Source organism: Ruegeria sp. CH11, from assembly GCF_056537105.1.
On the sequence record NZ_JBQFQX010000021.1, the window covers coordinates 38,653 to 56,669 of the forward strand.

General features: G+C 60.3%; 20 protein-coding genes, 1 other RNA gene and 1 riboswitch. Of the genes, 13 read left to right on the forward strand and 8 right to left on the reverse strand.

The genetic code is table 11. From position 1 onward, the window contains the following. Nucleotides 1-33 precede the first annotated feature (33 nt). The gene (locus ACR0LX_RS20725) at nucleotides 34-867 is read left to right on the forward strand and encodes a prephenate dehydratase (RefSeq protein ID WP_480785272.1); all 834 of its coding nucleotides are present in this window, start codon (nucleotides 34-36) and stop codon (nucleotides 865-867) included. 12 nt (nucleotides 868-879) lie between these two features. On the opposite strand, the gene ACR0LX_RS20730 is transcribed toward ACR0LX_RS20725, so the two are convergent. From ACR0LX_RS20730 to nudC, 3 genes are read right to left on the reverse strand one after another with little or no spacing between them, the layout of a single operon-like run. After that, nucleotides 880-1,410 (reverse strand): chloramphenicol phosphotransferase CPT family protein, encoded by a 531-nt coding sequence (locus ACR0LX_RS20730; RefSeq protein WP_480785273.1) that lies wholly within the window; start codon nucleotides 1,408-1,410, stop codon nucleotides 880-882. A 39-nt stretch (nucleotides 1,411-1,449) separates the two neighbouring features. Beyond that, nucleotides 1,450-1,917 carry an SRPBCC family protein gene (locus tag ACR0LX_RS20735; RefSeq protein WP_480785274.1) on the reverse strand — a complete coding sequence of 156 codons (468 nt, stop codon included), beginning with the start codon at nucleotides 1,915-1,917 and terminating at the stop codon, nucleotides 1,450-1,452. Between the two features lie 42 nt (nucleotides 1,918-1,959). Next, a complete protein-coding gene (gene nudC / locus ACR0LX_RS20740; RefSeq protein ID WP_480785275.1) occupies nucleotides 1,960-2,943 on the reverse strand; it encodes an NAD(+) diphosphatase in 984 nt (327 codons plus the stop codon). Nucleotides 2,944-3,120: 177 nt separating this feature from the next. Between nudC and ACR0LX_RS20745 the strand changes: the two genes are divergently transcribed. The 3 genes from ACR0LX_RS20745 (at nucleotide 3,121) to rsgA (ending at nucleotide 6,332) form a co-directional block, all read left to right on the forward strand. After that, nucleotides 3,121-5,007: a bifunctional 2',3'-cyclic-nucleotide 2'-phosphodiesterase/3'-nucleotidase gene (locus ACR0LX_RS20745; RefSeq protein ID WP_480785276.1), complete on the forward strand. Its 1,887-nt coding sequence runs from the start codon at nucleotides 3,121-3,123 to the stop codon at nucleotides 5,005-5,007. Between the two features lie 39 nt (nucleotides 5,008-5,046). Continuing rightward, nucleotides 5,047-5,145: signal recognition particle sRNA small type (gene ffs / locus ACR0LX_RS20750), an RNA gene on the forward strand. A 158-nt stretch (nucleotides 5,146-5,303) separates the two neighbouring features. After that, the gene (gene rsgA / locus ACR0LX_RS20755; RefSeq protein WP_480785277.1) at nucleotides 5,304-6,332 is read left to right on the forward strand and encodes a ribosome small subunit-dependent GTPase A; all 1,029 of its coding nucleotides are present in this window, start codon (nucleotides 5,304-5,306) and stop codon (nucleotides 6,330-6,332) included. A gap of 30 nt (nucleotides 6,333-6,362) precedes the next feature. Here the strand turns inward: rsgA and ACR0LX_RS20760 are convergent, their stop codons facing one another. Continuing rightward, nucleotides 6,363-7,223 (reverse strand): alpha/beta hydrolase family protein, encoded by an 861-nt coding sequence (locus tag ACR0LX_RS20760; RefSeq protein WP_480785278.1) that lies wholly within the window; start codon nucleotides 7,221-7,223, stop codon nucleotides 6,363-6,365. 164 nt (nucleotides 7,224-7,387) lie between these two features. Continuing rightward, nucleotides 7,388-7,609: riboswitch (cobalamin riboswitch) on the forward strand. A 91-nt stretch (nucleotides 7,610-7,700) separates the two neighbouring features. Between ACR0LX_RS20760 and ACR0LX_RS20765 the strand changes: the two genes are divergently transcribed. Continuing rightward, a complete protein-coding gene (locus ACR0LX_RS20765; protein WP_480785279.1) occupies nucleotides 7,701-8,108 on the forward strand; it encodes a hypothetical protein in 408 nt (135 codons plus the stop codon). Nucleotides 8,109-8,110: 2 nt separating this feature from the next. On the opposite strand, the gene ACR0LX_RS20770 is transcribed toward ACR0LX_RS20765, so the two are convergent. Continuing rightward, entirely contained in the window at nucleotides 8,111-8,614 is a 504-nt protein-coding gene (locus ACR0LX_RS20770) for a protein-tyrosine phosphatase family protein (protein WP_480575791.1), read from the reverse strand. A gap of 169 nt (nucleotides 8,615-8,783) precedes the next feature. Between ACR0LX_RS20770 and ACR0LX_RS20775 the strand changes: the two genes are divergently transcribed. The 5 genes from ACR0LX_RS20775 to ACR0LX_RS20795 all read left to right on the forward strand — a co-directional run bounded on the left by ACR0LX_RS20775 (nucleotide 8,784) and on the right by ACR0LX_RS20795 (nucleotide 12,867). After that, nucleotides 8,784-10,541 carry a DNA polymerase III subunit gamma/tau gene (locus ACR0LX_RS20775; protein ID WP_480785280.1) on the forward strand — a complete coding sequence of 586 codons (1,758 nt, stop codon included), beginning with the start codon at nucleotides 8,784-8,786 and terminating at the stop codon, nucleotides 10,539-10,541. 233 nt (nucleotides 10,542-10,774) lie between these two features. Then, nucleotides 10,775-11,119, forward strand: coding sequence for a YbaB/EbfC family nucleoid-associated protein (locus ACR0LX_RS20780; RefSeq protein ID WP_039529126.1), 345 nt, complete (start codon nucleotides 10,775-10,777; stop codon nucleotides 11,117-11,119). A 61-nt stretch (nucleotides 11,120-11,180) separates the two neighbouring features. Next, nucleotides 11,181-11,774, forward strand: coding sequence for a recombination mediator RecR (gene recR / locus ACR0LX_RS20785; RefSeq protein WP_480785281.1), 594 nt, complete (start codon nucleotides 11,181-11,183; stop codon nucleotides 11,772-11,774). Nucleotides 11,775-11,840: 66 nt separating this feature from the next. Beyond that, nucleotides 11,841-12,200 (forward strand): hypothetical protein, encoded by a 360-nt coding sequence (locus ACR0LX_RS20790; RefSeq protein ID WP_480785282.1) that lies wholly within the window; start codon nucleotides 11,841-11,843, stop codon nucleotides 12,198-12,200. A 178-nt stretch (nucleotides 12,201-12,378) separates the two neighbouring features. After that, complete coding sequence (locus ACR0LX_RS20795) at nucleotides 12,379-12,867, forward strand: hypothetical protein (protein ID WP_480785283.1); 489 nt, start codon at nucleotides 12,379-12,381, stop codon at nucleotides 12,865-12,867. Here ACR0LX_RS20795 and ACR0LX_RS20800 read toward each other — a convergent pair. Beyond that, entirely contained in the window at nucleotides 12,864-13,505 is a 642-nt protein-coding gene (locus ACR0LX_RS20800) for a ribonuclease T2 family protein (protein ID WP_480785284.1), read from the reverse strand. The two genes, ACR0LX_RS20795 and ACR0LX_RS20800, sit on opposite strands and share 4 nt — an antisense overlap. Nucleotides 13,506-13,635: 130 nt before the next feature. On the opposite strand from ACR0LX_RS20800, the gene ACR0LX_RS20805 reads away from it, so the two are divergent. Further along, nucleotides 13,636-14,397 (forward strand): DUF1013 domain-containing protein, encoded by a 762-nt coding sequence (locus tag ACR0LX_RS20805; protein WP_480785285.1) that lies wholly within the window; start codon nucleotides 13,636-13,638, stop codon nucleotides 14,395-14,397. A gap of 53 nt (nucleotides 14,398-14,450) precedes the next feature. Next, a complete protein-coding gene (locus tag ACR0LX_RS20810; RefSeq protein ID WP_480785286.1) occupies nucleotides 14,451-14,840 on the forward strand; it encodes a hypothetical protein in 390 nt (129 codons plus the stop codon). Between the two features lie 36 nt (nucleotides 14,841-14,876). Here the strand turns inward: ACR0LX_RS20810 and ACR0LX_RS20815 are convergent, their stop codons facing one another. Then, nucleotides 14,877-15,908: a permease gene (locus tag ACR0LX_RS20815; RefSeq protein WP_480785287.1), complete on the reverse strand. Its 1,032-nt coding sequence runs from the start codon at nucleotides 15,906-15,908 to the stop codon at nucleotides 14,877-14,879. After that, nucleotides 15,901-16,209, reverse strand: a complete 309-nt coding sequence (locus tag ACR0LX_RS20820; protein WP_480575817.1) for an ArsR/SmtB family transcription factor — start codon at nucleotides 16,207-16,209, stop codon at nucleotides 15,901-15,903. Before ACR0LX_RS20820 ends, ACR0LX_RS20815 begins: the two co-directional genes overlap by 8 nt. A gap of 134 nt (nucleotides 16,210-16,343) precedes the next feature. Between ACR0LX_RS20820 and pdxR the strand changes: the two genes are divergently transcribed. Next, nucleotides 16,344-17,804, forward strand: coding sequence for a MocR-like pyridoxine biosynthesis transcription factor PdxR (gene pdxR / locus ACR0LX_RS20825; protein ID WP_480785288.1), 1,461 nt, complete (start codon nucleotides 16,344-16,346; stop codon nucleotides 17,802-17,804). Nucleotides 17,805-18,017: the final 213 nt, after the last annotated feature.

Below are 18,017 nucleotides of genomic sequence, written 5' to 3' on the forward strand. Positions count from 1 at the left end.
CAATGTCGGAACTTGTTGCACGGAATCGACCAAATGACCAAACGCATCGCTTTTCAAGGGGAACCTGGCGCCTATAGCCACGAAGCCTGCCGCAATGCGCGGCCCGAAATGGACGCCCTGCCCTGCCGCACGTTCGAAGACGTGATCGAATCGGTACGCTCTGGCGAGGCGGATCTGGCCATGTTGCCGGTCGAAAACTCGACCTATGGCCGGGTGGCAGATATTCACCGCCTGCTGCCCCATAGCGGGCTGCATATCATCGAAGAAGCCTTTGTGCGGGTCCATATCAACCTGCTGGCGGTTCCGGGGGCCACACTGGAAGATGTTCAAGAGGCGCATTCACATCTGGTTCTGCTGCCTCAATGCGCGGGGTTCCTCAAGGAACACGGCATTCGTGGCCGCGTCAGCCCCGACAATGCCCGCGCTGCACGCGAAGTGGCCGAGGCCGGAGACAAACACTCGGCCGCGCTGGCCAGTGAGCTTGCGGGCGAAATCTATGGTCTGAACGTTTTGGCCCGCCATATCGAGGATCATGGCGACAACACCACCCGCTTTTTGGTGATGTCACGCCAGGCCGATCTGAACCGACGTGGCGATCATGGCATGATCACAAGTTTTGTCTTTCAGGTCCGCAACATCCCCGCTGCGCTGTACAAGGCGATGGGCGGGTTTGCGACAAATGGCGTCAACATGACCAAGCTGGAAAGCTATATGATCGATGGCTCGTTCACAGCCACGCAATTCTATGCCGATATCGTTGGCCACCCCGACGACCGCAACGTTCAGCTTGCCATGGAAGAGCTTGAGCACTTTACGACCAATGTCGAGATTCTGGGGGTCTTCCCTGCGGCGCGTCCGCGCGGGTGACGACGCACGCCGTCAATTGAATTCTGATTGGCGCAGGCCGCTGCGCCAAGCTTGCAGGATCAGCTCGACATTCGCATCAACGCCATTTTCGGAATCGACGTCCAGATCATAGACGTGCCCCGCGTGAATACTGCGCTGATCCTGTATCGCGCTACCTATGCGGCGGTCTGCCCTTTGTGCTTCTCGTCTCGCCAGTTCAGGCAAAGCGCAATGAACGGCCAGAAAAAGGACGTCATGTTCTCGAAAGAGCGCGCGTAGCACGTCGGCCCATCCTGGGGTGTCCAGAATATGCTCGACAATCAGATTGTTCCCGGCGTCTGCATAGGCCGCCAGGGATTGATGAAACCCGTCAAAGATGCGGTCACGCGACTGACGCCAATCAAATGCGCCGCTGCGAAACCGATCCATCGGAAGAACGCCTGAATCGCGCAAGTGATCAATGGAGACATGCCAGAACGGCACCTCAATCTTGCTTTGCAACGCCCGGGCCAGCGTGGTTTTGCCGCTGCTTGATGCGCCGTGCAAGAATATCACCTGAGCCATTGGGAAACCTCTGGATCCAATTGCGCCAAACCGGGTGCCTTACATACCGTGCCGATACCTGTCTTCCATTTCGCCAGCAAAATCGCTCAGCCGGGACTGGAACTGCCGTCTCAGGCGCGACTGCCCCAGCTTAATTGATTGCAGCAGCAACCGCGCGGGCAACGTCTTAGCGGCAAGCGACATGGTCAGATTCAGCCGCGTCTGGCGTTTCGACAAGGCCAGCAGCTCGACCTTGGTGACACCGACCATCCCTTTGCTGGTTGCCTGAAACTGCATCAGGCCCGGATCTTCACGGTCGGTCATCTCAATTGTGACCTCGCGTGGTTTGCCCCGGATATTGAAGCGGGTTTCCCAGATCATGCCTACATCGGCGGTGCCCGACCCCGCCATGCGCCGCACATCGGCACCCCGCCGTACGGCCATGCGCTCGAACCGGTCAAAATCCGAGACCATCGCGAATACGACGTCGATCGGGGCTTCGATGTCTTCCTGCGCTGAAAATTGCATTTCTGTCTGTCTTCTTTGCCCTATTCCCAGTCCAGTTTTGCGTCAGTCCAGACTGTCCGCAAGCCAGTGTTGCAACAGGAAATGGGCAATCGCGCCCTTTCGCGCGGGCAACAGACTGTCATGTTCACCCGCAAACACCTGCATCATTTCGGATTTGGTGACCCACATTGCGTCTTCGATTTCCACCGGATCTATGCGGATTTCGCGAGACAACGCCTGACCTGCGCACCCCATCATCAACGAGGCCGGAAATGGCCAGGGCTGACTGGCCAGATACTGCACGTCACCGACCGGCACGCCGGCTTCTTCCATCACTTCCCTGCGCACGGCGGCCTCCAAGGTCTCACCCGGTTCGACGAACCCCGCCAGCAATGAATACATCCCTTCGGGCCAGCCGGGCGAACGCCCCATAAGCACCGCGTTTCCATGAGTGATCAGCATGATCACCACCGGGTCGGTGCGCGGAAAGTGCTGCGCGCCGCATGCAGGGCAACCGCGTTGCCACCCACCCTGCGATATTTCGCTGGCAGCGCCGCACTTGGCGCAGAACCGATGCGTGTCATGCCACCCGATGACCGCTTTTGCAGTTGCCGCCAGTTCAGCATCGCGCGGCGTCAGCCGGGTCATGATCCGACGCAACTCGGCAAAGACATCGCCTTCGGGCAGGTCGGGATGCTGCTGTTCGGTCTTGTCAACAAAAGCGCCGACATCCGACAGATCGAGCCCCTCGGCCTGCCAGCCCGAAATATCCATCGCAAAGATCGGAGCGTCGTCGCTGTCGCACCCAAGAAAAACCGGAGCCTCAATTGCACCACCGGTCGCGGTTCGGATCACCTCATGCGTCATCGGGACAAACGCAAGACGGTCCAGCGCCGGGCCACACACCAGCACCTTGCCCCGCCACAGCAACAAGCAGCGAGCCGCCGCGCTTTCGCTTGCTTCAGCCAGTTTAGCTGCGTCTCCGCGAATATGGGCCGCACGGTCCAGACCCGAGCCGCCGAATGTCACCTGTTCCGCGCGTTTCATCTCACTGCGTTCCCTCGATATCGGGCTCAAGGGCTGCCACGTCTTGGCCTCTGGCGCAACGCCGTTTCATCAGGCAATATTGATATGCCGCCGAAAGACCGCAGGACCGCCCTTGAAATTGCATTAACTCGTTTTTTAGTGAACACAAAATTACCAAGACAGTCAGAAGCAGAAATTTTGGACAGTACAGAAAGATCGTCGCAGAGCGAAGCTGACCACCCGTTGGCGCGGGTTCGGATTTTGGCCACTTCAGACCTGCATATGAACCTGGTCGGCCACAACTATTACTCCGATCGCCCGGACGTCCGGATCGGATTTACCAGAACCGCGACCCTGATCCGCAAGGCCCAACGCGAGGCTGCGCGGATGGGTGCCCTGACGCTGTTGTTAGACAACGGTGATTGCCTGCAAGGGACACCGTTGGGCGACTTTGCAGCCGACCAGATCGCCGCACCGCACCCATTACCGCTGGCCTTTGCTGCATTGGGCTATGATGCGATCGGTCTGGGGAACCACGACTTTGGCTTTGGGCTGGATTTTCTGAAACGGGTCGCTGATCAATTTAACTGCCCGTTGATCTGCAGCAACATGCGGCTCGACGACGCCTCACCAATCTGGCAAAGCGCGGCGGTCCTGCCCCGCTGCGTGACCCTGAACGGCAAACCCGAACCTCTGAACATCGGCATCCTGTCCGTCCTGCCACCCCAGACCACGCAATGGGAGGCGCACAAACTGAACGGGCAGGTCACGGCCACGGATATTCTGACCTCGGCGCGGGACACCGCCACCGAACTGCGACAACGCGGCGCTGATCTCGTGATCGCTTTGGCACATTCGGGGCTTGGTCCGGCAGAAGCGAAACCCGGTCTGGAAAACGCCGCCATCCCCCTAGCCTCTATGGACGAAATAGATGCGATTATTGCCGGGCACACGCATCTGACATTGCCGGGCTCCGCTCATTATGGGCGGCACCATGTCGACGCGCGAAACGGTCTGGTGCACGGCAAACCCGTGGTCATGCCAGGGTTTGCCGGATCACATCTGGGTGTGATTGATCTGACGCTGACCCGAAAGAACATCTGGCGCATTGTCGACCGCAAGGCAGAGCTGCGCCCGATTCACTCCCCCGCTGACGGGTCCGTGTCAGGCGTGAAAGAAGACCCCGAGATCATGGCTCTGCTGGCCAAAGCGCACGCAGAGACCCGCCAACGCGTGGCCCGCCCGGTGGGCCGGGTGGATCGGTCGCTGCACAGTTATTTTTCCTTTTGTGCGCTAGATCGGGGTTTGCATCTTTTGGCGGCGGCGCAGGCGGCCGCGCTGCGCCCTTACCTGCGGGACAGTCAGCTCGCGGACTTGCCAGTGCTATCCGCCGTCGCCCCCGCAAAGTTCGGTGGCCGGGCCGGGCCAGCTCACTACACCGACGTTCCTGCCGGCGAAATCTCGATCCGCCATGTGGCTGACCTTCAGGTCTTTCCGAATGAACTGCGTGGCCTCTGTGTCAGTGGCGCGCAGGTTCTCGACTGGCTTGAAATGTCTGCGGGCGTCTTCAACCAGCTCTTCCCCGACGCGCCACAAGAGTTGCACGATCCAGACCGCGCGGGTCACAATCTGGATTTACTCTATGGGATTGCCTGCGAGATCGATCTGTCACACCCCGCCCGGTTCGATGCCGAAGGCCAATTGAACGACCCGGCGCATCGCCGTATCCGCATGGCATCGATAAATGGCTTGCCCATCGACCCGAGTCAGAAGTTTGTCGTGGCAACAAACAACTACCGCGCCAATGGCGGCGGCAACTTTCCGATTGCTGGTCGGGCACAAGTTATCCCGATCCCTTCGCTGCCCGTTCAGAACGCACTGATCGACTACATAAAGAACTCGGCGCGGCCTGACCCGCTCGAATCCGCACCACGGCCATATACCTTTTCGCCATTGGGTGGCGCGAAGGCGATTCTGAAGACCGGCCCAAACGCGCGCGCATACATCGCCGAGCTGGCGGAATTCGCCACAAGCGATCTGGGCCTGGATACGGATGGATTTTTGCGCATTCAACTGACGCTGTGACGGGTTGCCATTTTACCGCCAGGCACCTATATCGGCAGTCGAGAGGTTGGCGCGGGCGAGCGCCTCGCCAACCTGGTCAGGTCCGGAAGGAAGCAGCCACAACGAGCCCCGCTTGGGTCGATGTCCAACCTCTCACTTGAACCTTTCAGCCACAGGAGGGCTTTTATGATTGTAGCAAAGACCCTTCGGGCCGCTCGGTTCTGACCTTTCGATCACCGATCGTGGCCTGAACACGTTTCCGACGGATGCGCATACGCCATTCGTCAGGATTGCTGTACCTGAGAACAGGCAGATCAATGGATTTTTCACTTTCGGATCTTGGATGGTCCTCTCACTTTGCCGCGCAACACGCGGTCGATCCCACTTGCGCACCCTATCGCATCACCGGCGTTCACCGGGACCGTCTGATAGGCGTGTCGCCGGAGGGCGAAGCGCCTCTGCTGACACTCAATCGGTCAACAGGTGACTTTGCCGTCGGTGACTGGGTTCTGGTCGACGAGCAGCAACGCGTTCAGCATCTGCTGGACCGCCGCAGTAGTCTGCAGCGCCGCGCCGCCGGAACCGGGGCCGAGGCGCAGCTGATCGCTGCCAATGTCGACGTGCTGTATATTGTCAGCTCTTGCAACGCCGATTTCAACCTGCCCAGACTAGAGCGCTATCTGGCACTGGCCCACCAGGCCGGATGTTACCCGGTGATCGTTCTGACCAAGGCAGACACCTGCGACGAGCCCGCAGACTATGCCCGGCGCGCCGAAACTCTGGGGCCGTTCCTGACGGTTCTGACAGTCGACGCGCGGGACCCCATGGACATCGCGCAAGTGCTGTCCTGGTGTCCTGCCGGGCAGACTGGGGCGCTGGTCGGGTCATCCGGCGTCGGCAAAACGACATTGGCAAACGGCATGACCGGACACAGCGACGCCACCGCTGCCATCCGCGAGGATGACGCACGCGGGCGTCACACCACTACTGCGCGGGCTCTGCGAAGGCTGCGCAACGGCGGCTGGCTGATCGACACCCCAGGTATGCGCGCGCTGCGTTTGCTGGACGCGCAAGACGGCGTTGACGAGGTGTTTTCGGATATCACGGAACTGGCGCAGAATTGCCGGTTCTCGGACTGCCAGCACGTCTCGGAACCCGGTTGCGCTGTGCAGGAGGCGATCGCGGCAGGCGCGCTCGACGAAGACCGGTTGGACCGGTGGCGCAAACTGCGGCGCGAGGATCAGCGCAACTCAGAAACCCTTGCCCAGTCCCGCGCCCGCGACAAGGCGTTTGGCAAGATGGTGCGGTCGGTCATGCAGGACAAGAAGTCCCGCAAGGGTGTCTGACACCCGGGGGCGCCGCCAAGGCGCCCCTGCTTATCTGGCAATCAAACGTGGCCAGAGCGCTGCGTTCTTGCCCGCAAAGACCCCGATATGGCCGATCTCGGACAGGCCGAAATCCTTTGCCGACAACAGATGCCGACGCGCCTCGGGACCGTAGAGGTCCGCAAGCCGCCAGACCGCCTGAGGCGGCACCATCTGGTCATCGTCGAAAGTGAACAGGTCAACCTGCCGACCCGCCTCGGGCCAGTTGGCAGCGGGCAGCCTATGCCCGATATCCGGAACATAGTTCTTTGGCGCAGTACACCAGCGCCGCCACTGCCAATAGACCGGGGCCGGTAAGTCCGTTCCGAACCCGGTCAGCTTGCCCGGCAAATAGCCCAGCGCGCGAGTCGCCAATGGCGCATGGCCGTGCCAGAACAACCACGCCAGCGAGCGATAAGGCCAAGGGTGATCCGACAGCGTCACCAGCCCGGAACAGACACAAATCATGCGATCGATCCGGTCCGCGTCCGGTTGAACCGGCCCCAGCATGGCCCCTACCGAATGCCCGATTGTCCAGTGTTGCGCGTCGGGAAAGCGCCGCCGCATCTCGGCCCGCGCGGAAGGCATGTCAACCAGGGCCCAGTCGGCCATTGTCGTCTTCGAACCCGCCAGCGCTCCCTGCGACGAGAGCCCGAAATCGCGATAGTCGTAGGTCAGGCACGCCATGCCCTGTTCTGCCGCCAGCCAGCGCGCGAAATGGCGGTAATAGTCTCTGGGTACGCCCGTGGCGCTGTTCAGGACAACGACCGTTTCGGGTTCTGACACAGGGCTGTACAACCGCGCCGACAGTTTCGCAGGGCCGGATGCGAATTCGAAATCTTCCGTCAGAACTGCAGTCCGGGTGTCCAGCATCGCCGCCTCCGAAGCTCCTTGCCTTGCTTCTGAACTAAGTAGTTCACTTTGCAGTCCACATGGTCTGATACGCCGAGTCAACACTTTGCCAAGTTGACCAAACGTCCGCCTGCGCAATTTTCCTCGGGCATCTTTCAATCCGCTTGACTCGCACCGGGCTGGCCCGCTAGCGATTGGGCGATGGTTTCCGCGCCCTCAACCGAGGCCGGGATGAAAAGGGAACACGGTGCGGCCCACTCCGGATTGTCCGGAACACGCCAAATCCGCGACTGCCCCCGCAACTGTAAGCGGAAAGCAATGCCGAGATACCACTGGCCGCAAGGCTGGGAAGGGCGGCAAAGCGACGACCCGCAAGTCAGGAGACCTGCCATCAAAACTGAAACCGAAACTCGGGCGGGGTGTCCGGGCAGGGTCAGACCGCCGGTTGCGGTTTCTCCTGATCGATACCCCTCAGCCCACATGTGCGGAGGGCACATCATGATCTGGAAGACCGAAACGCACCAATTTACGGCAACCGTCTGTCAACGCACCGGCAAGACCTGCCCGGCGCTTGCACGTGTGGCACGTGCGCTGGTGCAGTCGATCTCGACCGCGGGGCAGACAACTGCGCGAGATCTGGAAATAGACGGCAGCATCGAACTGGGCCATTGCCCCGACGGGTGCACAGCACGGTTTCGTGCGCAAGCAGACGAAGTCCGCATCTTTTGCGGCACCACCGAGGCAGCCGATATAGACTGTTTGGATGACTATGCTGACCTGATGTTTGGTACCGAATTCACGACATTGCCGTCGGGCGCGATTCCAAATCCGCCTTGTGCGATGCTACAGGCGCTGGCAACCGCACCAAAGGCTCAGGCGGCGACAGAATCGCAGGTCAGAATCTGAGGTCATGAGGCAGCAAGCGCAACAGCTGGCGCGATGGCCCAATGCAACTGGTCATCCGTCTCGACCGCGCAGGGCCGCAGGGCCCGCAGACGCGTCAGGGCGGTATCCGGGTTCTCACCGCATTCCACCATCAGGCGCAGCACGATCATGCCTGACCGCCCGCAGCCACCGCGGCAATGAACGAGTACACGACCCCCGCCTGCCAATGCCTGACGGGCCGAGGCGCTGACCCGTTTCCAGCGTTCGCGGATTTCCGCCGATGGCGCGCCAAAATCCTCGATCGGCAGATGCGCCCAGCGGCTGGCGCGGCTTTGCACGTCGCGTCCAAAGTCGCGCGCGCCATCCTTGATCATCTCGACCTCGGTGGTCATGGAAATCACCAGACCCGGCTGCCATCCGGCGACCATCTCCAGATCGCCGAGATAGTCCCCTCCCCGCCCTGGCATTGAACTTAGCGCAAGCGAGCCGCCGCCCACCTGCAATGCATGGATCACCATCTGAGACATCTTTGCGTTCCCCCCGAAACGTAGATCAGAAAGTCTTACCCCTGGCCTATGAATCGGAGATTTTACCTGCGACGGTCGCGTTTCCAAAACAAAAATCCTGGCGACCCGCTGTGGACGCGGGCGGCGGGGGCCTCTACGCTGCGGTTTGAACGAATCCGACCGAGCAGACATGACCGACACACCCAGCCCCGCCTATCAGGTTCTCGCCCGCAAATATCGCCCGGAAACCTTTGCCGATCTGGTGGGTCAAGACGCCATGGTGCGCACGCTGAAAAACGCGTTTGCGGCGGACAGGATCGCGCAGGCCTTCATCATGACCGGCATCCGGGGAACCGGTAAGACCACAACTGCCCGGATCATCGCCAAGGGCATGAACTGCATCGGACCGGACGGCAATGGCGGCCCAACGACCGAGCCCTGTGGCCAGTGCGAACATTGCACTGCGATCATGGAAGGTCGTCATGTCGACGTGATCGAAATGGACGCCGCCAGCCGCACTGGCGTGAACGACATTCGCGAAATCATCGACAGCGTCCGCTATCGCGCCGCCAGCGCGCGCTACAAGATCTACATCATCGATGAGGTTCACATGCTCTCGACCAGCGCCTTCAACGCGCTGCTCAAGACGCTGGAAGAACCCCCTGCGCATGTAAAGTTCATCTTTGCCACGACTGAAATTCGCAAGGTGCCGGTCACGGTCCTTTCGCGCTGCCAGCGGTTCGACCTGCGCCGGATCGAGCCCGAGGACATGATCGGCCTGCTCAGCAAGATCGCCTCGGCAGAAGGTGCCCAGATCGCCGAAGACGCGCTTGCGCTGATAACCCGCGCCGCCGAGGGCTCGGCCCGCGACGCGACCTCGCTGCTGGATCAGGCAATTTCTCACGGGGCTGGCGAAACCAGTGCCGATCAAGTGCGCGCCATGTTGGGGCTGGCCGACCGGGGCCGGGTGCTGGACCTGATGGACATGATCCTGCGCGGCGATGCGGCGGGCGCGCTGACAGAACTCAGCGCGCAATATGCCGAAGGGGCCGATCCGCTGGCGGTTCTGCGCGATCTGGCCGAGATCACCCATTGGGTCTCGGTCGTCAAGATCACCCCGGATGCCGCCGAAGACCCGACGGTGTCGCCTGACGAGCGTGCGCGTGGGCAACAGATGGCCGAGGCCCTGCCAATGCGGGTGCTGACCCGCATGTGGCAAATGCTACTCAAAGCTCTGGAAGAGGTTTCAGCCGCGCCCAACGCCATGATGGCCGCCGAGATGGCCGTGATCCGCCTGACCCATGTGGCGGACCTGCCCAGCCCCGAAGAACTGGTCAAAAGATTGCAGGATACCCCACCGCCGCCAAATGGTGGGCCGGGTCGCGGTCTACCGGCCGCCTCGCAGGGTAATATTGCGCCACAGGCAACCGCCCAACCGGCTCTGACAGCCGCACCACGCGGAGCCACAGGCGCGCCTTCAGCCGCTTTGGCGCAGGACGTACAGACCGCCCTGGCGCGCTATCCGACCTTCGAGCACGTGGTCGAACTGATCCGATCGAACCGGGACGTCAAACTGCTGGTCGAGGTCGAGAACGGCGTCCGTCTGGTCTCGTACCAACCGGGCCGGATCGAGTTCACCCCGGCCGAGCAAGCACCGACCGACCTGGCCCCCCGTCTCGGATCGGCCCTGCAACGCTGGACCGGGAACCGCTGGGCCGTGTCGATTGTCTCGGAAGGCCAGGCCCCGACCATCGCGGAACTCCGCGACGCGGCCGAGCTCGCCCTGCGCACTGAAGCCGAAGAACACCCTTTGGTACAGGCCGTTTTGGCCCAGTTTCCAAAGGCGCGGATCACCAAGATCGAAACCCCCGAACAACGCGCGGCACAGGTCGAAACCGAAGCTCTGCCCGAAGTCGAAGACGAATGGGACCCGTTCGAGGAGGATTAAGACTCCGCTCTGACACCTGAAGCCCTCCCGCACCTGCCACGGGCCATCGGCTTGCGCCGATACCCCTGAGCAGCTTTGGGCCCGGCCCGCGCAGGCACAGCCTGCGCGGGCCGGGCCCAACGAGAGGAAAGACCCACCAAAGACATTGGCGACAGGCGGGAGCAGCCTCTCCCCTTGTGCCCGACGAATGCCATCCGTATTTAGGCTGCAAACAGATCTACAGGAGAATACCGATGCTCAAAGGACTCGGCGGTCTGGGCGACATGGCCAAGATGATGAAATCCGCGCAGGATTTGCAGACCAAGATGACCGATATGCAGGAAGAGCTGAACACCATCATGGTCGTCGGCGAATCCGGCGCCGGGCTGGTCAAGGCGACGGCCACCGCCAAAGGCGAATTGAAAGGTCTCGACATCGATCCGTCGATCTTCAATGGCGACGACAAAGAAGTGGTCGAAGACCTGATCCTCGCCGCGATCAAGGACGCGCAGACCAAAGCCGCCGAACGCTCTCAGGCCGAGATGGCCAAGCTGACCGAAAGCATGGGCCTGCCGGCAGACATCAAGCTGCCGTTCTGATCTTCATCTTTTCTAAAATACTCCCGCCGGAGGCTCCCTCCGGCGCCAGACAGGACAGGCCGTGAGCTCGAACAGCGACATCGACAACCTGATCGACCTGATGGCCAAGCTGCCGGGCCTCGGCCCCCGCTCGGCCCGGCGTGCGGTGCTGCACCTGATCCGCAAACGCGCCCTGCTGCTGACGCCGCTGTCGGACGCCATGCAGCAGGTCGCCGTCACCGCCCGTGAGTGCCTGAACTGCGGCAATGTCGGCACCACCGACATCTGCGACATCTGCGAAAGCGAGGCCCGCGCGACAGGCGAACTTTGCGTGGTCGAAGACGTCGCCGACCTCTGGGCAATGGAGCGCGCAGGCGTGTTCAAGGGCCGCTATCACGTGCTTGGCGGGACATTATCGGCGCTGGACGGCGTCGGCCCGGACGAGCTGCGCATCCCCCGCCTCAAGGATCGGATCATGGCCGAGGGCATCACCGAGGTCATCCTCGCGCTCAACGCCACGGTCGATGGCCAGACCACTGCCCATTACATCGCCGATCAGCTAGAGGGTCAGGTCCGCCTGACCTCATTGGCGCAGGGCGTGCCGATTGGGGGGGAGTTGGATTATCTGGACGACGGGACGATTACGGCGGCGCTCAGGGCGAGGAAGGAATTGTAGACGCAGGCTTTTGCGCGTCTTGGAAAATCTGCCATTTTCTAAGCGTATCTGAGAGTAAGGCATTAGATGCGAAAGTTCATTTTAGTTTTTTGTGCATCAGTAGTGGCAATCGCGATTGTTGTTCACTTGTTGCTATTTCCGCCGTTGCCGTTCCCGCCGAAAATCGGGCGGAATCTGCCTGACAATTTTGCCGAGGCTGACAAAGAGTTTGCCCGAAGGATTATCGCTGAATTCCCGCCACCTCTGAGAGAGCAAGAACTTGTAATAATGCTAGAGCAAGATGGGTTCTCAATTTCTAAAGAAAAAGACTACGCATATTTTGAGAAGCAATCTTTTCCATGCTTGCTTCGTTGGCTCGTTTTCTGGGAAGAACAGAAGGGCATTGTAACTGAGTTGAAGCCGAGTTTCGGTGGGTCCTGCCTATAGTTTTCTTGGTGACCTCATTACTTCGCTGTGAGCGGTCTATAAACGAAGTGATCTTAGAACTCAGATCCAATGGACCCGAAAGTGCGGTTGGGGCGCAGTAAGAGAATGCTCTTGGCTGGGTTGTTTAAACTTGTAATTTGGACACAGCTCCGCAATTTAATTCTTTTGGAATCCGAATATGACCCGCCTTATCGCCCTCACCTTCGCCGCCTTCACCGCAACCGCCGCGCACTCGCAAGAACTGGTCGACAAGGGCTTTGTCGAGGGCTGGAACATCATGATGGACCCTGCACTCGGGAACGGGTGCCTGATCCAGACCGTGTATCAGGATCTCTCGGTTGTGCGGCTGGGTTACGACGCGCTGGACAATCGTGGGTATTTCACCGTTTACAACAAGGCCTGGGGCAATATTGAGCCGGGGCAGAGCTACCCGATCCGGTTCGAGCTTGACGGCAAGAGCTTTGACGCCACCGCCATCGGGTTCAAGCAGGACCGTGTTCCGGGGGCAACGGTGTTCTTTACCGACCGCAACTTCGTCAACGCGATTGCGCAGAACAAGACCATGACCGTCTACAACCCCGAAGGTCAAACCGTCATGGCGATTGATCTGAAAGGCACGGCCAAGGCGCTGGACTATGCGCGGGATTGCCAGAACAAGAAGCTCTAGCGAATCGGATCGAACAAAGCGTCCGTAGCCGTGCAGTCCCTGATCACGTCGCGGCCACAGGGAACCGGTTCAAGATCGCGGGACAGACACAGGCGGACCTCTTCAATGTAACCCTGCTTGCATGTGATCGTGATCATGTCGCGGTCGAGCGTGGGGTTGGATTTCAGGAACGCTTCTTCGACGACCGACGCGGGCAGTTTGACCGATGTATCCAGCTTGCGGAAGACCGGCGGACGCTCGACCAGATCATAAGCCCGCCGCGAAAGGGTGAAATAATCAGACGCAGAAAGGCCTGAGCATGTGCCGTGTTTTTTCCACTGATGCCACGCCAGCCCCGAACTGCCCTGAATGTCTTCCATTTCCCGCGTCATTCGGCGCGAGGGCGGCGATTCCGAAGTCCGGCAAAAGGCAGGCCAGCCCTGATGGTATTGCGGCCAGAGCCCGTGCAATATCCAGCCGTGATCATGGCGCGCATCACATTGGTCTGATCCGCGCGCATCACCCTCGCGGGCGCACCAGTTGGGGGACCAGCTGAGCGCCAGGACGTAATAGTCAAACTCGCCCGTCTTTTCGCCATCGGCCGGTGCAGCCACCGCGCTCAGAACCCATACGACCAGCCCTAACAGACCTTGGCGCATTCGCCTCTTCCCTTCTTTATCTGACGCGACTATATAGGCCCCAAGTTCCCCGACAACGGAAACCTGCCCCAAGACCACGGGGCCGCCGAATTCCGGCGACGGGACAGATGTATTCAAAGGAGACGGGCTGATGGCAAAACCACTTATGGCCAAGGCAACAGCCGTATGGCTGGTGGACAATACCACGATCAGCTTCAAGCAGATCGCGGATTTCGTAGGCATGCACGAGCTTGAGGTGCAGGGTATTGCTGATGGCGACGTTGCTGCTGGCGTCAAAGGGTTCGACCCGATCGCCAACAACCAGCTGACGCAGGAAGAGATCGAAGCGGCGCAGAACAATCCGCTGCACAAGCTGAAGCTCAAGTTCAACCCTGCCGCAAGCGGCGAGGAAAAGCGCCGTGGCCCGCGGTACACGCCGCTGTCCAAGCGTCAGGACCGTCCGAATTCGATCCTGTGGCTGGTCAAGTTCCACCCCGAACTCAGCGACGGTCAGATCGCCAAGCTGGTCGGCACAACCAAGCCGACCATCCAGTCGATCCGCGAGCGCACGCATTGGAACATTTCCAACATGCAGCCGATCGATCCGGTTGCTCTGGGCCTCTGCAAACAGTCGGAACTGGATGCCATCGTGCAGAAGGCCGCTGCCAAAAAAGCCGCTGAAGGTGGCGTGATGAGCGATGACGAACGTCGCAAGCTGGTCTCGACCGAACAGTCGCTGGAAATGGACAGCGCGCCCAAGATCCCGACCGCGATCGAAGGGCTCGAGACATTCTCGCTGTCGGATGACGGAGAGGACAAGGAAGACGACGAACCAATCGTGGACGCCGACAGCTTCTTCAACCTGCCCAAAGGTGGCGGTGAGGACGAAGAAGAAGACGATCTGCGCCCCTGATCCTGATCTGACCCCGGCGGGCTCTGCCGGGGTTATTTGTTTGGGAAAGACCCATGCTGAAATTATTATCCGCAATTTTCGGGCCGCACCGCGCTGTTTCGATCTATGTGTTTCTGAGAACCAAAGGTCTGGCGATTGCGGGGGGCCTTGTAATGGTTGTCATCGTCGCCAGCCTGTTCCTGCTGGGGGACGATGGCGAGCACGAGCATGACGCCTTCATGACCGTTGCGGTGCTGTCGGCGACGCCGATCAATGGTGACCTCAAGAATGGGGTAATCGCCTCGGTCCGCTTGCCGGACGGATCGGCGACCTCAATCACCTCGACCGAAGGCCCCGTATCGCAGACCGTTGGCACCAGCGCTTGCGTGGAAAAGCGGGTTTATGTCAACAGTGGCGAAGCACGGTATCGGTTCAAACTGCCTCGTTACTGCGAGGCTGGATGAATAAAGCGCCCGGAGAAACCTCCGGGCGCTTTTGATTCAAAGCATCTGAAACAGGATGCCCGCCACGATGGCACCGCCGACCCCCAGCCCCAGATAGGTGGCAAAGACCCGGGGTTTGACCAGCGACCAGACCGCCGCCATCGCGGGGATTGAGCTGACTGCACCGGCAACCATGAAGGCCATCGCGGCCCCTGCGGTCATGCCCTGCTCCATCAACCCCGCCAGCAAGGGCGGCGCAACGTAAGAGTTCAGGTAGGCGGGCATGCCAACCAGCGCGGCCACAACGATGGGTACGATCCCTTCGCCTCCGACGACCCGCGCGATCAGATCAGCGGGGACGTAGTTGACCAGCAGCGCCTCGAGCACATAGGCGAGCGCGAGCCATTTCAGCAGAAACAGGCCGTTGTGCACGAACTCGGACCGGAACCGCACGCGGCGCTCGGGCTCTTGCCAGAATTTCCAGACCGGCTTTTCGTCCAGCTTGGGACCGCAACCGCAACATCCGGCAGGCTTGTATTCACGCAATGGCTGGGCGAAGGCACCACCCCGCATCAGAAAGCGTACAGTGAACCCTCCGAACAGTCCAAGTGCCACAGCCGCCACAGCCTTGCCGATAGCAAAGGGCCATCCCAGCGCACCAGCCGTGATCAGCAAGGTCGGTGGGTCGATCAGCGGCGAACTGAGCCAAAAGGCCATCACTGCCGACAGAGGAGCCCCCAAGGCCAGCAGGCCCGCAATGAAGGGTATGACTTCGCAGGAACAGAACGGCGCCAGGCCGCCGAACAGCGCAGCCAGAAAGATCATCCGCGTCTCGCGCCCTTCAAAGGCGCGGGCAACCATGACCTCGGCCCCGGTTGCTTTCAGGTAGGATAATAGCAGCACCGCAAACAGGATGTATTGCCCGGTATGGGCCAACGCCTTACCGGCGAAGGAAACAACCGCGACCCAGTTTCCGGGGTCCAGAACGGCCACTGCCACCAATATGGCGACGATCAGGGCCCATGGCGTCTTGATCGCTTCGACAAGTGCCTTCGAGGCCATTTTTGGGTTTTGTGTCAACTCAGCCATCGTTGGCCGCCCTTCCGATCTCGTCGGCGCAGCATTCACTGAGAATGAACTGCGCCAGGTTTCTCAATTCGTCGAAATTGGCGCGGTTGATGGTCGTGCGACCGTCTTTTTCCTGCACAACAACACCGCCTGCGGCCAGAAACCGCAAATGATGCGCCAATGTTGACGGTGCGATTCCCGTACGGGTCTGGATTTCCCCGACGGTCAGCCCGCCCTCACCAGCGCGGACCAGGGTTTTCAGGACTTTCAGCCGGGCTTCGGACCCCATGGCGGAAAACCCCGCGGCAGCCGTTTCCCACATTTGATTTCTCCATTAAACTAACTTTCTAGTTATTTAGTTTTTTGGTGGACTGCCGTCAATACCCAAGATGCGGTCTTTCCGGCGCAAATTATGTCCAGATTGCAGCCGGAGTAAGTCCAGCCTATAACCTGATCATGAGCATTTCAGTCGACACGTTCTTTCTCGATCCCGGCGGCCAGGGCACCTTGCAGGCCCGGATCCAACAGATGATTGCCGAAGGCATTCTGTCCGGCCGCTTTCATGTGGGGGAAAAGCTGCCGTCGTCGCGCAATCTTGCCGCTCATCTGGGTGTCAGCCGGATCACCGTGACGCTGGCCTATACCGAGTTGCTGGCGAACGACTACCTGACCGCAAAAGACCGTTCGGGCTATTACGTGTCGCCAAATGCGCCGGTGCCGCCAAAATACACACCTCTGCAGCGTGGTACCGAGAACGTGAACTGGGATGCCGCCCTGGCCCGCCGCTTTTCTGGCGGGGATTTTCTGCACAAGCCCGCGGACTGGCAAAGCTATCGCTATCCCTTCATTTACGGTCAGGCTGATCGCACGCTGTTTGACCACGCCAATTGGCGGCTTTGCGCGGTGCGGGCGCTGGGGCACAAGGATTTCGATTCTCTGACGTCGGATTACGTGGATCAGGATGACCCATTGCTGATCGAGTTCATCGCCCGTCACACCCTGCCGCGCCGTGGGATCGCGGCCCGTCCCGAAGAGATTTTGATCACCATGGGCGCGCAGAACGCGTTGTGGCTGGCCTCGCGTATTCTGCTGACCCACAACCGCACCGCGGTGATTGAAGACCCCTGCTATTACTCGTTGCGAACTCTGTTGAATTACTGGGATTGCAACGTGACACCGCTGGGCGTTGATCGCGACGGCCTGCCGCCCGAGCTGTTGCCGGACGACACCGACGTCATCTTCACCACGCCAAGTCACCAAAGCCCGACCACGGCCACCATGCCGGTCGAACGACGCCGCCACTTGCTTGATCGCGCGCGCGCATTGGATGCGATGGTGGTCGAGGACGACTATGAGTTTGAAATGGCCTTTCTGGGCGCTCCCTCGCCTGCTTTGAAGTCCATGGACGAAGACGGGCGCGTGATCTACGTGGGCAGTTTTTCGAAATCCCTGTTCCCCGGCCTGCGACTTGGCTACATGGTCGGCTCCGAGCCGTTTATCCGCGAGGCGCGGGCGTTGCGCTCGCTGGTGCTGCGCCACCCACCGGGGCATATGCAACGCACAGCAGCCTATTTCCTGTCACTGGGGCACTATGATGCGCAGATCCGGCGCATGTCCAAAGCACTGGGTGAGCGGCGCAAGGCACTGGATACAGCGATCGAACACAACGGTCTGACCGTTGCCGGGCGCGGTATCATGGGCGGGTCCTCGCTCTGGATGTCGGCGCCGGATCACGTCAACACCGCGAGGCTTGCCAAGACGCTGCAAGGGCAGAGCGTTCATATCGAACCCGGCGCGTCGTTCTTTTCCGAACCGGATCAGCCGCAGAATTTCTACCGCCTTGGATACTCGTCCATCGCTTCGGAACAAATCCCAACGGGTGTACAACTGATCGCGGATGCAATCCGCAGCTACTGACTCGACACTGGACTTATTTCGCTACGCGTTCTGGCCCTAACGCCACAGTGCCCCATGCGCCAAAACCAGTTGCAACGGTGCGGCAGCATGCCCAGCCAGTCCTAACTTGCGCGGAGAACACCCAGATGAGAATGACGACGGAAGAGGCCTTTGTTAAGGTATTGCAGATGCATGGTATTGAACATGCGTTTGGTATCATTGGTTCGGCGATGA